A 12,950-nucleotide genomic window follows, 5' to 3' on the forward strand; every position below is an offset into this window, starting at 1 on the left:
CCGGCTAAGCGTCGCGTGCGCAGGGCACATCTCCGGGTCGCGACGAGTACCTTTCCCCCGCTTCCAGCCGGCGCAGAACCCAGGCCCGGCAAGCAAAAGCGCCGCCGGGCATTTGAGGCATTACACGGCAGGAATATTGCGGCCGTAGTAAATCTCGCGCATCTCTTTCCACAGCAGGTCGGTAATGACCTTGCGCTCTTCAGCGGTCAACTCTTCCGGTCGGGTATGGAACATGTAGTGCTTAAGGTCGAACTCCTTAAGCAACATTTTGGTATGGAAGATATTTTCCTGATAAACGTTGACGTCGACCATGTCATACAGCGACTTCATATCGTCAGACATAAAGTTCTGAATTGAGTTGATTTCATGATCGATAAAATGCTTCATCCCATTGATGTCGCGGGTAAAGCCACGCACGCGGTAGTCAATGGTCACAATGTCCGATTCCAGCTGGTGAATCAGATAGTTCAGCGCTTTGAGCGGTGAAATAACCCCGCAGGTAGAGACTTCGATATCGGCGCGGAAGGTGCACAGGCCGCCTTCCGGGTGGCTCTCCGGATAGGTATGCACGCAGATATGGCTTTTATCGAGATGGGCGACCACGGTTTCAGGCAGCGGGCCGGGGTGTTCGGTCTGGTCGATAAGCCGCGGGTCGACGGGCTCTTCGCTTACCAGAATGGTCACGCTGGCGCCCTGGGGTTCATAATCCTGGCGGGCGATATTCAGGATATTAGCGCCAATAATAGAGCAGGTTTCGCTCAGGATCTCTGTCAGGCGATTGGCATTATAAAGTTCGTCGATATAGGCGATGTAGCCGTCGCGCTCTTCTGCCGTTTTGGCGTAACAGATATCGTAGATACAAAAACTCAGGCTTTTGGTCAGGTTGTTAAAGCCGTGCAGCTTCAATTTTTTCAATTTAGTTCACCCCCTTATTTCGCTTCACGGTGCGGACAGAGCATCATGCAGATATTGTGGTAAGGCGAAGGCCGCCGTATGGATTGCCGGATTGTAGTAACGGCAGGTCAGGTTGGCTTTGTGAAAGCGCGCCTGAATGATTTCGCTGGAAAGATGGCGCAGCGCCTCGTTGTCGCTCGCCCAGGCAAAGGTCATAATCCCGCCGTAATAGGTCGGAATCGCCGCCTGGTAGAAGCTGACGTCGCGAAAATAGTGGCTCAGTTTGCGATGGCTGCCGACCGCTTCATCCTGCTGCAGGAAGCAGACGCCGTTCTGCGCAACGAAAATCCCTCCCGGATTCAGGCAGCGTTTGCAGCCTTCATAAAAAGCCGAGGTGAAGAGGCTTTCCCCCGGGCCAATAGGGTCGGTACAGTCTGAAATGATCACATCAAACGTTTGCGTCGTCTGGTTAACAAAATTGACGCCGTCATCAATCACCAGCGTAAAGCGCGGATCGTCATAGGCGCCGGCGCTATGGTTGGGCAGGTACTGGCGGCAGAATGAGACCACCCCGGCGTCGATTTCCACCATGGTGATGCTTTCGATGCTGCGATGACGAGAGACTTCGCGCAGCATCGCGCCATCGCCGCCGCCGATGATCAGGACATGCTTGGCGTTGCCGTGAGCCAGCAGCGGCACGTGGGTCATCATTTCGTGATAGATAAACTCATCGCGTTCGGTGGTTTGCACGACGCCATCCAGCGCCATCACCCGGCCAAAGGCGTGGTTGTCAAAGATGATCAGATCCTGATGATCGGTTTTTTCGTGGTACAGCACGTTATCAACGCTAAAGTACTGACCAAAATGGTCATGCAGCGTTTCATGCCACAGTGGATTATCGGCCACGGTGAGGCTCCTCCTTCGTTAACATCTGTTACACTCGTAAAACGAGTGCAACATCATAGACAACTATAGATGAGGATGCACGGCGGTTATTGCAGCAATTCGGCAGGAATAACAGCACCGCCCGGAGAGGGCGGTGGGGAGACAGGGCTATTTTGCCGGCGCGGGTTGGCTATCCACTATCCGCACGGAATAGACCATGGTGGCGCCTGGGGGGATCTTCGGTGGCAACCCTTTACTGCCATAGGCTTTGTCGGGCGGGACGACCAGCGTCACGGAGCCGTGGTTCTGCAGGCGCTTCAGCGGCCCGCGAAATACCGGGGGATAGGCATCCAGTTTCTGGGTAAGCGCCTGATCTTTCGTCTCCATATCATTGATCACCGTTCCGTCCGTCAGCATCTCTTTGATCACCACGGTCACCAGATCGTTGCCGCTAATCTTTCCTTTACCCGGGTAATCGATACGGCTGTAGACGCCCTCTTTGAAGACCACACCTTTTTTGCGCGCAAACGCCTGCTGGTATTTCTGACCGGCGCTGATGTTTTTCTGCTCGATTTTATTCAGGTTCTGGAAAACCTGCTGTGAAATGTCAAACAGCGCTTTATTACGCGCCTGTTCGCCGAGGCGAAGCTGGCCGCTGAAAGCATCTTCGATGCCCTGCAGCACCAGGCCAGCGTCGACGTTAACTCCCTGAGTGCGACGAGTCGTGAGGACGTTAAGCGCCTCTGTACCCATCGAGGCGCCGATGGCGTAAGCCTGCTGTTCACCTGGCGCGCTGAGTTTGGCGGCGGTTTTGCCGGTGGTATTTCTCGGCGTGACCGTCAGCTGCGTCCGCAGCAGCTGGATTTCATCCTCTTTCATCCGCAGCTGGGCGTTATCTTTGTCCGCCTGCAGGCGATAGGCCGCCACTATGGCCGCCATCTCGGGGGGCTCATCTTTTGCCGCCACGGCGGCATCGGCGCGGCTCGATGGCGCTTTCTCCGCCGCGGCGAGCCGGTTAGCCAGCGACTGCTTATCGGCGTTAAGGGTTTTGATCTGGTCGAGGGCGGTCTGCTTCTCTTTTTCCGCCGCCGCCAGCCGGTTGACCAGCGGCTGTTTGTCGGCGTTAAGTGCTTTGACCTGGTCGAGGGCGGCCTGTTTCTCTTTTTCGGCCGCCGTCAGCCGGTTGACCAGCGGCTGTTTATCAGCGTTAAGAGTTTTGACCTGGTCGAGAGCAGCCTGCTTCTCTTTTTCCGCCGCCGCCAGCCGGTTAGCCAGAGACTGCTTATCGGCGTTAAGGGTTTTGACCTGGTCGAGGGCGGTCTGCTTCTCTTTTTCCGTCGCCGCCAGCCGGTTGACCAACGGCTGTTTGTCGGCGTTAAGGGTTTTGACCTGGTCGAGGGTGGTCTGCTGCGCCTTCTCTGCCGCGGCGAGCCGGTTAGCCAGCGTCTGCTTATCTGTATTCAGAGCGGTGAGGCTGGCGCTGAGCCGTTTATTTTCAGCTGCGGCTTGCTGAAGCTGTAACGTTAATTGTTGGATCTGCTTCAGCGCGGCGGCCTGACTTTGCTGCAGAGTCGTATTCTGGACTGCGCCTTCTTTTTTAATTAACGCCTCATTTTTCGCGGTGGCGGCGGTTAAGGCGATCTGTAATTCTTTTATTTTGTTATTTAAGGCCGCATGCTCATTCGCGATGGAGGTTTCTGTGGCCGGAGTGTTAGCAAGCTGTTTTTTTAATTGCTGAATAGTTTTATTTTTTTGCTCAATCGTCGCCTGCTGGTTGACGATTCTTTTTTGCAATTGTGCGGTATTGGGCGTCTTTTTTTTATTATCTGCAGGTTGACGATCGCCTGACGTTTGCTTTGCGGTTGCAGCATCGCTTTTTTCATGCGCCTGGGTTTGCTGCTGGGCGTAGTCAAGAAACGCCGGCGCGGCGCCGGCGAAGAAAGGTGTTGAAAGCGCCAGCGCCGCGACGAGCATCAGCAGGGGCGCGTTGAGGGTCAGCGTGGCGGCTCTGTTCATGGCTGCTTGCTTTCACCCCGCTGTACCAGGCTATCGATTAGCGTTTTCTGAATATCGGCGCACAATTTGATGGATTTAAACTGATACATGGAGTCAATGCCAAGCCGGGTGGGATCCGCCACTTTCTCGCGCACGCTGTTATATTGTGACGCCGCACGCACTAAGGCATTGAAGTCATTGCTGAGTTTGGTTGCCTGCTGTGGGTTAACCTCTTTTAGCGAGTCCAGCGCCTGTCGGCAGGATTCAATGCGCGCTTGTTCGCTGGCCGCTCGCTCCTGCTCTGCCTGCTGCTGCGACGTTAGCGGGGTGGTGAGCGGTTTTACCTGCTGGCGAGGGGCGGTATTGCTACAGCCGGCTAATAACATAGCGGCAAGTGGAATAATACGAAGAGTCAGCGAGATATTCACAATTTCAGTCCATGAAGTAGATATATTTTCAACGGATTCTAAAAGGCTGCTTTTTATTTTGCAATATATCATCTGGGATATTTTATTGTTTTTATCTGGCAGGGCTGTTAGTACGGGTTTAATTTATTTATTGGCTTGATATATTGCGAGGTAGATAAAATTTATTTTGTATAAAATAATAATGGTAAATACTAAAGGCGGGTGAGTCGGGGAAAAGCGCGGCGCGTTGCCGCCCGCGCGGGAAATTATTTGACGTAAGCCAGCAGGCTAAGTGAATCGCGGGCCAGCGCTTTACATTTTTTCGCCGTCGGAAGGTTAATGCCGCTGAGATCGCGATAGCTGTCTTCGCCAAGGGCTTTCATGTTGTAGCTGTCGTAGTTGCTCAGATCCCATTGGTTCTGCTGAGCAAAGAACACCAAGGCGCGACGGATCTGCGTGTTGGGCAGGTTCTGGTAGCCACAGTCGTTTTTCAGAAACACAAAAACCGCGGTTAAATCAGCCATGTCTTCCGCTTCTGATTCGCTGAGCGCGTAGCTGTTGGCGGAGAGAGTAAGCAGGCTGCCGAGTACCATTGTTCTGAAAAGCGTCTTCATTTTTTCTACCGTTAGATCACCGACGCTTCAAATTAGCATACTTCTTTACACAGCGCCGATCTTTATTCTTACTCTTCTGCTTGACCTTCCCGTTACGGTAGGGTTTAAGCTCAAATATTCGCCCGCAGAATAAAAGGATGTGAATATGCAACGTCGAGACTTCCTCAAACTGACCGCTGCGGTCAGCATGGCCAGCGCGTTACCGCTTTGGAGCCGTGCGGTCTTTGCGGCCAGTCGCCCGGCCCTGCCGGTACCGCCGCTGTTGACGGCTGATGCGCGCAACCGTATCGCGCTGACCATCCAGGCGGGCAAAACGCAGTTTGGCGCTTTGAACGCCACCACCTGGGGGTATAACGGTTCGCTACTGGGTCCCGCGCTGCAGCTGACGCAGGGGAAGGCTATCACGGTGGACATTACCAACCAGCTGGCAGAGGAGACGACGCTGCACTGGCATGGTCTGGAGGTACCCGGCGAGGTCGACGGAGGACCGCAGGGGGTCATCGCCCCGGGCGCCACTCGGACGGTGAGCTTCACGCCAACGCAGCGGGCGGCCACCTGCTGGTTTCACCCGCATCAGCACGGGACCACCGGTCGGCAGGTGGCGATGGGGCTGGCGGGGCTGGTGCTGATCGAGGATGAAGAGAGCGGACGCCTGCTGTTGCCGAAGCAGTGGGGAATCGATGATGTACCGGTGATTGTGCAGGACAAGAAGTTTACCGCCGCTGGCGAAATTGATTATCAGCTGGATGTGATGAGCGCTGCCGTCGGCTGGTTTGGCGATACGCTGCTGACCAATGGCGCTCTGTATCCTGAACATGCCGCCCCGCGAGGCTGGCTACGTCTGCGCTTGCTGAACGGCTGTAATGCCCGTTCCCTCAATTTTGCGACCAGCGATAAGCGCCCGCTGTACGTGGTGGCCAGCGACGGCGGTCTGCTGGCAGAGCCGGTGAAGGTCAATGAATTGCCGGTCTTGATGGGGGAGCGTTTTGAGGTGCTGGTGGACACCAGCGACGGCAAACCTTTTGATCTGGTGACCCTGCCGGTGAGCCAGATGGGCATGGCCATTGCGCCTTTTGATAAACCACAGCCGGTACTGCGCGTCCAGCCGCTGGTCATTCCTGCCTCCGGTAAGCTGCTGGATACCCTGGCCGCTATGCCGGCGCTACCTTCTCTGACGGGGCTGACGCAGCGTCAGCTCCAGCTGTCGATGGATCCGATGCTCGACAGGATGGGCATGCAGGCGCTGATGGAGAAATATGGCGATCAGGCGATGGCAGGGATGGATCACGGCATGATGGGGCACGGCGGGATGGGCGACATGGGGAATATGCACCACGGCGACATGAGCAACATGAACCACGGGTCCGGCATGGATCATGGCATGTCGTCGGGCAAGGGATTTGATTTCCATAACGCCAACCGCATCAACGGCAAAGCCTTCGACATGAATGTGCCGATGTTTGCCGCCGCCAGAGGCCAGTATGAGCGCTGGGTGATTTCGGGTAAGGGCGACATGATGCTGCATCCGTTCCATATCCACGGCACCCAGTTCCGCATCCTGAGCGAAAACGGCAAGCCGCCAGCGGCGCATCGTCGCGGCTGGAAAGACACCGTGCGTGTGGAAGGGGACGTGAGTGAAGTATTAGTGAAGTTTGATCATCCGGCGCCGAAGGAGTTTGCCTATATGGCCCACTGCCACCTGCTGGAACATGAAGACACCGGGATGATGTTGGGGTTCACGGTTTAGGGCGGTATAGCCCAGGCGCGTGGGAGAGGGGATAAAGACAAAAAAAACGGCAACTTTCGTTGCCGTTTTGCGTTTTATTTCGCCTCATCCGGGAGCGCATAGGCGACGATATAATCGCCCATTTTGGTCCCGAACGAGCCGTGACCGCCGGCAGAGATGACAACATACTGTTTGCCATTCACTTCGTAGGTCATCGGGGTGGCCTGACCGCCGGCTGGCAGACGGGCTTCCCACAGCTTCTCACCGTTGCTCATATTGTACGCGCGCAGGTAGTTATCCGCGGTCGCGCCGATGAACAGAACGTTGCCCGCCGTGGAGATCGGACCGCCCAGCATCGGCATACCCATGGTGAATGGGAGTTTAACCGGCATCGGGAACGGCAGGCTGTCCTGCGGGGTACCGATACGTTTTTTCCATACCACTTCGTTAGTTTTCAGATCCAGCGCGGAGATATAGCCCCAGGCCGGCTGTTTGCACGGCAGACCGAACGGCGACAGGAACGGGTTCAGGGTGACGCCGTACGGGACGCCGTACTGCGGCTGCACGCCGGACTCGGTGCCTGAGCCTTTCGCATCTTTCGGCGGCTCCATTGGGTTGCCCGGGCCGCGTGGGATCAGTTTAGAGACGAACGGCAGCGCCATCGGGTTGGCGATAGCCACCTGACGGTTCGGATCGACGGAGATACCGCCCCATTCAAACATCCCCAGGTTACCCGGGAAGACGAGGGTGCCCTGCTCAGATGGCGGGGTGAAGATACCCTCATAGCGCATCTGATGGAAAATCACGCGGCACACCAGCTGGTCGAACATGGTGGCGCCCCACATGTCCGCCCCGGTCAGATCTTTCTTCGGACGGAAGCTCAGATCGGAGAAAGGCTGGGTTTTGGCGACGTAATCGCCTTTGGCGGCGCCCTGCGGAACCGGTTTTTCCGGGGCCGGGACCACCAGCTCGCCGTTACGGCGATCCAGCACGAAGATGTTGCCGGTTTTCGCCGGAGCATAGACGACCGGCACGGTTTTGCCGTTGACTTCAATGTCAGCCAGCGTCGGCTGCGAAGGCATGTCCATATCCCACAGGTCGTGGTGGACGGTCTGGTAGCTCCAGGCCAGCTTACCGGTGGTGGCGTTCAGCGCGACAATCGAGCTGGCATAGCGCTCTTGCTCCGGCGTGCGGTTACCGCCCCAGATATCCGGAGTGGTCACGCCCATCGGCAGATAGACCAGATCAAGTTTGGCGTCGTAGGCGGCAGGCGCCCAGGAGTTGGGTGAGTTGAGCGTGAAGTGATGCTCATCGCTTGGGATGGCGTTCGGATCTTTCGCGCCCGGATCGAAGGCCCACAGCAGTTTACCAGTATTCACATCAAAGCCGCGGATCACGCCTGATGGCTCGCGGGTAGAGAAGTTATCGGTAACTGCGCCGGCAATCACGATGGTCTTATCGGTGATAATCGGCGGGGAAGTGGGTTCATACATGCCCGGCGTGGTCACCGGCATGTTGGTCTGCAGGTTGAGAATACCTTTGTTGGCAAAGGTTTCGCACAGCTTACCGTTGTCGGCGTTCACTGCGAACAGGCGACCATCGTTCACCGGCAGGATAATGCGGCGCGGACAGTCGGCGACGACGTCGGCAGGGGCGTTATCCGCTTTCGCTTCGTGATACGAGACACCGCGGCAGGTGACGTGCTGGAACGACGGGTCGGCGTTCAGCTGCGGGTCAAAATGCCACTTCTCTTTACCGGAGGCGGCGTCAAGCGCGAACAGACGCTGGTGGGCGGTACACAGGAAGAGCGTGTCGCCGACTTTAATCGGCGTCACTTCGTTAGTGATTTCACCCGGATCGTTCGGCTGTTTCAGGTCGCCGGTGCGGAACACCCAGGCTTCCTTCAGGTTCTTCACGTTGTCGGCGTTAATCTGCTTCAGCGGGGAGAAGCGCTGGCCTTCCTGGTTGCGGCCATAGGCCGGCCAGTCGCCGTCGGCAACGTTGGAGATCGGCGCCGCCGGGGTGGCGTCGGCGCTCAGAGTGCCGTTGATCTCCTGCGGGTCGTTAAAACCGGCCCAGGTCAGCATGCCGCCGCTGATCAGCAAGGCGACGACCAGCGCGCCTACGGCGCCAGCGGAAGGCACCGGCAGACGACGCCAGACAAAGGGCAGGATCAGCCAGATACCAAAGAAGACGAGGATATCGCTACGCGGCGTCAGCGCCCAGAAGTCGAAGCCGACTTCCCAGACGCCCCAGATCATGGTCGCCAGCAGCAGCGCGGCGTACAGCCACAGCGCAGCGCGCTTGCCGCGGAACAGCATCACGGTCACGCCCAGCATCACCAGACCGGCGACGGGGTAGTACCAGGAGCCGCCAAGCACGACCAGCCATGCTCCGCCGATTAAAAGATAGAGGCCGCAGAACGCTGCAAATAGCGCAGTCAGCGTCACCAGGAGCCTTGATTGTTGAGACTTTGTTTCAGCCATAGAAAGTTACTCATGTGTTTGTTAATTTTTTAACTGCAATTAATTATAGGATTTAACAAGTGTGATCGGAATCACAAATATGGCTTTATTAATCCCTGCACCGCAGATTTCTTTTTGCTGGTATACTGGATGGCTTGCCGGTCATCGTCGGGGCGAAAGCAGCGGCTTTGATGATTTATATTTAGAATCAAATGGTTAGTCTTATGAAACATACTGTAGAAGTGATGATCCCGGAATCCGAGATCAAAGCGCGCATCGCGGAACTGGGTCGTCAAATCAACGAACATTATCAGGACAGCGGCAGCGAAATGGTGCTGGTGGGGCTGCTGCGCGGCTCGTTTATGTTCATGGCCGACCTGTGCCGTGAAGTGCAGGTGCCGCATGAAGTCGATTTTATGACCGCCTCGAGCTACGGCAGCGGCATGTCCACTACCCGTGATGTGAAAATCCTCAAAGATCTGGACGAAGACATCCGTGGTAAAGACGTTCTGATCGTGGAAGATATCATCGACTCCGGCAATACCCTGTCTAAAGTGCGTGAGATCCTCAGCTTGCGCGAGCCGAAGTCGCTGGCCATTTGTACGCTGCTGGATAAACCAAGCCGCCGTGAAGTGAATGTTCCGGTTGAGTTCGTCGGTTTCGCCATTCCGGACGAGTTCGTGGTGGGCTACGGTATCGACTACGCTCAGCGCTACCGCCATCTGCCGTATATCGGCAAAGTCACCCTGCTGGACGAGTAAGGGGATATCCCACTCTGGCGCGCGCGCCAGAGTGGCTAAGTCTGAAGGCTATTTGTGGTTGATGTGCTTGATCTTGAGGTTGGAGATCCCGTGGCGATAGCGCTGTTCAAGGGTTTCCCGGCTCACGGCGGTCACATCCAGATCGCGCAGCAGTCCGTCGTGAATGCCATATGCCCAGCCGTGGATGGTCACCTTCTGTCCGCGCTTCCACGCCGATTGCATAATCGTCGAATGTCCCAGGTTGTAGACCTGCTCCATTACGTTCAGTTCACAAAGGGTATCCAGCCGGCGTTCCTCCGGCATTTCCCCCAGCAGCGAGCTGTGTTTAAACCAGATATCGCGGATATGCAGCAGCCAGTTGTCGATGAGCCCCAGCTCCGGGTTCTCCACCGCCGCCTGTACGCCGCCGCAGCCGTAGTGGCCGCAGATAATAATGTGCTCGACTTCGAGAACATCGACGGCATACTGCACCACCGACAGGCAGTTGAGGTCGGTGTGGATCACCAGATTCGCCACGTTACGATGCACAAACAGTTCGCCTGGCTCCAGGCCGGTGAGTCGCTCAGCGGGTACGCGGCTGTCAGAACAGCCAATCCACAGGAAGCGCGGTTTCTGCGTTTGCGACAGTTTCTCAAAAAAGCCGGGGTCCTCTTCCACCAGCATTTTTGACCATAGTGCATTGTTGCTGATGAGTGTATCTATATCATTCATGGACGTTATCGGCCTGTAACCAAGTAAGTGCGTTGCGCTAATATAGGGTAAGCTCACCTTTTTTAAAACCATCTTAACCCGTGATACTTCTGGCTGCAGATGCGCTGGCCGCGCCAGTACAGCGCAAACGTCAGTCAGGCGGGTTAATGACGTGTCATGACACGAGAAGAGATATTTAATGACCATTGCTCTGGAATTAAAACAGCTCAAAAAAACCTACCCCGGCGGGGTTCAGGCGCTGCGGGGAATTGACCTGCAGGTTGAAGCGGGGGATTTCTATGCCCTGCTGGGCCCGAACGGGGCGGGAAAATCCACGACGATCGGCATCATCAGCTCGCTGGTGAACAAAACCTCCGGTCAGGTCAATGTCTTTGGCTACGATCTGGAGAAAGACGTCGTCAACGCCAAGCGCCAGCTTGGCCTGGTGCCGCAGGAGTTTAACTTTAACCCGTTCGAGACCGTGCAGCAGATCGTCGTTAACCAGGCGGGCTACTACGGCGTTGAACGTAAAGAAGCCATCGCCCGCAGCGAAAAGTACTTAAAACAGCTCGATCTGTGGGAAAAACGCAGCGAACGCGCGCGGATGCTCTCTGGCGGGATGAAGCGCCGCCTGATGATCGCTCGCGCGTTGATGCATGAGCCGAAGCTGCTGATCCTCGACGAGCCGACCGCCGGCGTCGATATCGAACTACGCCGCTCGATGTGGGGCTTCCTCAAGGATCTCAACGATCGCGGAACCACCATTATTCTTACCACCCACTATCTGGAAGAGGCCGAAATGCTGTGCCGCAACATCGGCATCATCCAGCACGGTACGCTGGTGGAAAACACCTCGATGAAAGCGCTGCTGTCGAAGCTGAAATCAGAGACCTTTATTCTCGACCTCGCGCCAAAAAGCCCGGTGCCGAAGCTCGAGGGCTACCAGTATCAGCTGGTCGATACCTCGACGCTGGAAGTGGAGGTCCTGCGCGAGCAGGGGATTAACAGCGTCTTTGCGCAGCTGAGCGCCCAGGGGGTGCAGGTATTGAGTATGCGTAACAAAGCCAACCGTCTGGAAGAGCTGTTTGTCACCCTGGTGCATGAGCGAAAAGGAGAGTCAGCATGATGCAGCTTTATTGGGTCGCGCTGAAAAGCATCTGGACCAAAGAGATCCACCGTTTTATGCGCATCTGGGTGCAGACGCTGGTGCCGCCGGTGATCACCATGACCCTGTACTTCGTGATTTTCGGCAACCTGATCGGGTCGCGCATCGGCGAGATGCATGGCTTTACCTACATGCAGTTTATCGTGCCGGGCCTGATCATGATGGCGGTGATCACCAACGCTTACGCCAACGTCGCCTCGTCGTTCTTCAGCGCCAAGTTTCAGCGCAACATTGAGGAGCTGCTGGTGGCGCCGGTGCCGACGCACGTGATTATCGCCGGCTACGTGGGCGGCGGGGTGGCGCGCGGGCTGTGCGTGGGTATCCTGGTGACCGCGGTGTCGCTGTTCTTTGTGCCGTTCCAGGTTCACTCCTGGCTGTTTGTCGCCCTGACGCTGCTCCTCACCGCGGTGCTGTTCTCGCTGGCCGGACTGCTGAACGCGGTGTTTGCCAAGACCTTCGATGACATCAGCCTGATCCCGACCTTTGTGTTGACGCCGCTGACCTATCTCGGCGGGGTGTTCTACTCGCTGACCCTGCTGCCGCCGTTCTGGCAGGGGCTGTCGCATCTGAACCCCATCGTCTACATGATCAGCGGCTTCCGCTTCGGCTTCCTCGGTATCAATGATGTGCCGCTGGTGACCACCTTTGCGGTGCTGGTGGTCTTCATCGTCGCCTTCTATCTCCTCTGCTGGTCGTTAATCCAGCGCGGACGCGGCCTGCGTAGCTGATACTCATCACGGTTAGCGCTTCCGGACGTCAATACGCGAAGCGCTAACCGCTTATCTTTGACCCCCATCACCGATACGCCATCTTCCCCTTGCTACATTATTGGCTGGCTAAGGAGGGAAGCATGCTTGGTTGGGTCATTACCTGCCACGATGAGCTGGCGCAGGAGATGCTGGATCGTCTTGAACAAAAATTTGGTCCGCTGGCCCAGTGCCGGGCGGTCAATTACTGGCGCAATCTCAGCAGCAATATGTTGAGCCGGATGATGTGCGATGCGCTGCATGCCACCGACTCCGGGGACGGGGTCATTTTCCTAACCGACAGAACCGGCGCGGCGCCTTATCGGGCCGCGGCGCTGATGAGCCACAAACATACCCACTGCGAAGTGATCTCCGGCGTCAGCTATTCATTACTTGAGGGAATGTATCTGTTGCGGGACACGTTAAGCAGCGAGGCGTTTCGCCAGGCTATCGTCAGCGCGGGCGGGCCTATGGTGAGCAGCCTGTGGCATCAGCAGCAGAAGAACCCCCCGTTCCGGTTGCGTCATGATACCTTTGGAAATTAAGCAGCGGGACAGATGCCGCTTTTGTTACAATAACCGCCGTTGATGGTTTACCGGTTC

The 12,950-nt window shown here is 56.5% G+C and carries 13 protein-coding genes; 6 read left to right on the forward strand and 7 right to left on the reverse strand.

The window, feature by feature from the left end:
- Positions 1-120: 120 nt before the first annotated feature.
- The 5 genes from speD to ACOI7Z_RS15795 form a co-directional block, all read right to left on the reverse strand.
- Complete coding sequence (speD, locus tag ACOI7Z_RS15775) at positions 121-915, reverse strand: adenosylmethionine decarboxylase (protein WP_004204375.1); 795 nt, start codon at positions 913-915, stop codon at positions 121-123.
- A 24-nt stretch (positions 916-939) separates the two neighbouring features.
- Positions 940-1,800 (reverse strand): polyamine aminopropyltransferase, encoded by an 861-nt coding sequence (gene speE / locus ACOI7Z_RS15780; protein ID WP_065882751.1) that lies wholly within the window; start codon positions 1,798-1,800, stop codon positions 940-942.
- 147 nt (positions 1,801-1,947) lie between these two features.
- The gene (locus tag ACOI7Z_RS15785) at positions 1,948-3,138 is read right to left on the reverse strand and encodes an FKBP-type peptidyl-prolyl cis-trans isomerase N-terminal domain-containing protein (RefSeq protein WP_165454425.1); all 1,191 of its coding nucleotides are present in this window, start codon (positions 3,136-3,138) and stop codon (positions 1,948-1,950) included.
- Between the two features lie 653 nt (positions 3,139-3,791).
- Positions 3,792-4,202 (reverse strand): hypothetical protein, encoded by a 411-nt coding sequence (locus tag ACOI7Z_RS15790; protein WP_023292003.1) that lies wholly within the window; start codon positions 4,200-4,202, stop codon positions 3,792-3,794.
- A 245-nt stretch (positions 4,203-4,447) separates the two neighbouring features.
- On the reverse strand, positions 4,448-4,795 hold the full coding sequence (locus tag ACOI7Z_RS15795; protein WP_004204381.1) for a YacC family pilotin-like protein: 348 nt from the start codon (positions 4,793-4,795) through the stop codon (positions 4,448-4,450).
- Between the two features lie 145 nt (positions 4,796-4,940).
- On the opposite strand from ACOI7Z_RS15795, the gene cueO reads away from it, so the two are divergent.
- On the forward strand, positions 4,941-6,542 hold the full coding sequence (gene cueO / locus ACOI7Z_RS15800) for a multicopper oxidase CueO (protein ID WP_043521999.1): 1,602 nt from the start codon (positions 4,941-4,943) through the stop codon (positions 6,540-6,542).
- A gap of 74 nt (positions 6,543-6,616) precedes the next feature.
- Here the strand turns inward: cueO and ACOI7Z_RS15805 are convergent, their stop codons facing one another.
- Complete coding sequence (locus tag ACOI7Z_RS15805) at positions 6,617-9,007, reverse strand: glucose/quinate/shikimate family membrane-bound PQQ-dependent dehydrogenase (protein WP_032455031.1); 2,391 nt, start codon at positions 9,005-9,007, stop codon at positions 6,617-6,619.
- A gap of 79 nt (positions 9,008-9,086) precedes the next feature.
- Here ACOI7Z_RS15805 and ACOI7Z_RS15810 point away from each other — a divergent pair, with 79 nt between their 5' ends.
- Complete coding sequence (locus ACOI7Z_RS15810) at positions 9,087-9,206, forward strand: hypothetical protein (protein ID WP_032426021.1); 120 nt, start codon at positions 9,087-9,089, stop codon at positions 9,204-9,206.
- A 4-nt stretch (positions 9,207-9,210) separates the two neighbouring features.
- On the forward strand, positions 9,211-9,747 hold the full coding sequence (gene hpt, locus ACOI7Z_RS15815) for a hypoxanthine phosphoribosyltransferase (protein WP_004204384.1): 537 nt from the start codon (positions 9,211-9,213) through the stop codon (positions 9,745-9,747).
- A 48-nt stretch (positions 9,748-9,795) separates the two neighbouring features.
- On the opposite strand, the gene can is transcribed toward hpt, so the two are convergent.
- A complete protein-coding gene (can, locus tag ACOI7Z_RS15820) occupies positions 9,796-10,458 on the reverse strand; it encodes a carbonate dehydratase (protein WP_004204385.1) in 663 nt (220 codons plus the stop codon).
- 178 nt (positions 10,459-10,636) lie between these two features.
- Here can and ACOI7Z_RS15825 point away from each other — a divergent pair, with 178 nt between their 5' ends.
- The 3 genes from ACOI7Z_RS15825 to ACOI7Z_RS15835 all read left to right on the forward strand — a co-directional run bounded on the left by ACOI7Z_RS15825 (position 10,637) and on the right by ACOI7Z_RS15835 (position 12,893).
- The gene (locus tag ACOI7Z_RS15825; RefSeq protein ID WP_004204387.1) at positions 10,637-11,563 is read left to right on the forward strand and encodes an ABC transporter ATP-binding protein; all 927 of its coding nucleotides are present in this window, start codon (positions 10,637-10,639) and stop codon (positions 11,561-11,563) included.
- Entirely contained in the window at positions 11,560-12,330 is a 771-nt protein-coding gene (locus tag ACOI7Z_RS15830; protein ID WP_004204389.1) for an ABC transporter permease, read from the forward strand. Before ACOI7Z_RS15825 ends, ACOI7Z_RS15830 begins: the two co-directional genes overlap by 4 nt.
- A gap of 122 nt (positions 12,331-12,452) precedes the next feature.
- Positions 12,453-12,893, forward strand: a complete 441-nt coding sequence (locus ACOI7Z_RS15835) for a PTS sugar transporter subunit IIA (protein ID WP_065882749.1) — start codon at positions 12,453-12,455, stop codon at positions 12,891-12,893.
- Positions 12,894-12,950 lie beyond the last annotated feature (57 nt).

The sequence above is a fragment of the Klebsiella sp. C283 genome (assembly GCF_048822555.1).
GTDB lineage: Bacteria > Pseudomonadota > Gammaproteobacteria > Enterobacterales > Enterobacteriaceae > Klebsiella > Klebsiella quasipneumoniae.

Excerpts from the sequence above, each read along its gene's own strand:
- ACOI7Z_RS15795 (WP_004204381.1), bottom strand. The coding sequence starts at position 4,795 with ATGAAGACGCTTTTCAGAACAATGGTACTCGGCAGCCTGCTTACTCTC.
- ACOI7Z_RS15830 (WP_004204389.1), top strand. The coding sequence starts at position 11,560 with ATGATGCAGCTTTATTGGGTCGCGCTGAAAAGCATCTGGACCAAAGAG.
- cueO (WP_043521999.1), top strand. The coding sequence starts at position 4,941 with ATGCAACGTCGAGACTTCCTCAAACTGACCGCTGCGGTCAGCATGGCC.
- hpt (WP_004204384.1), top strand. The coding sequence starts at position 9,211 with ATGAAACATACTGTAGAAGTGATGATCCCGGAATCCGAGATCAAAGCG.
- can (WP_004204385.1), bottom strand. The coding sequence starts at position 10,458 with ATGAATGATATAGATACACTCATCAGCAACAATGCACTATGGTCAAAA.
- ACOI7Z_RS15825 (WP_004204387.1), top strand. The coding sequence starts at position 10,637 with ATGACCATTGCTCTGGAATTAAAACAGCTCAAAAAAACCTACCCCGGC.
- ACOI7Z_RS15835 (WP_065882749.1), top strand. The coding sequence starts at position 12,453 with ATGCTTGGTTGGGTCATTACCTGCCACGATGAGCTGGCGCAGGAGATG.
- ACOI7Z_RS15805 (WP_032455031.1), bottom strand. The coding sequence starts at position 9,007 with ATGGCTGAAACAAAGTCTCAACAATCAAGGCTCCTGGTGACGCTGACT.
- ACOI7Z_RS15810 (WP_032426021.1), top strand. The coding sequence starts at position 9,087 with ATGGCTTTATTAATCCCTGCACCGCAGATTTCTTTTTGCTGGTATACT.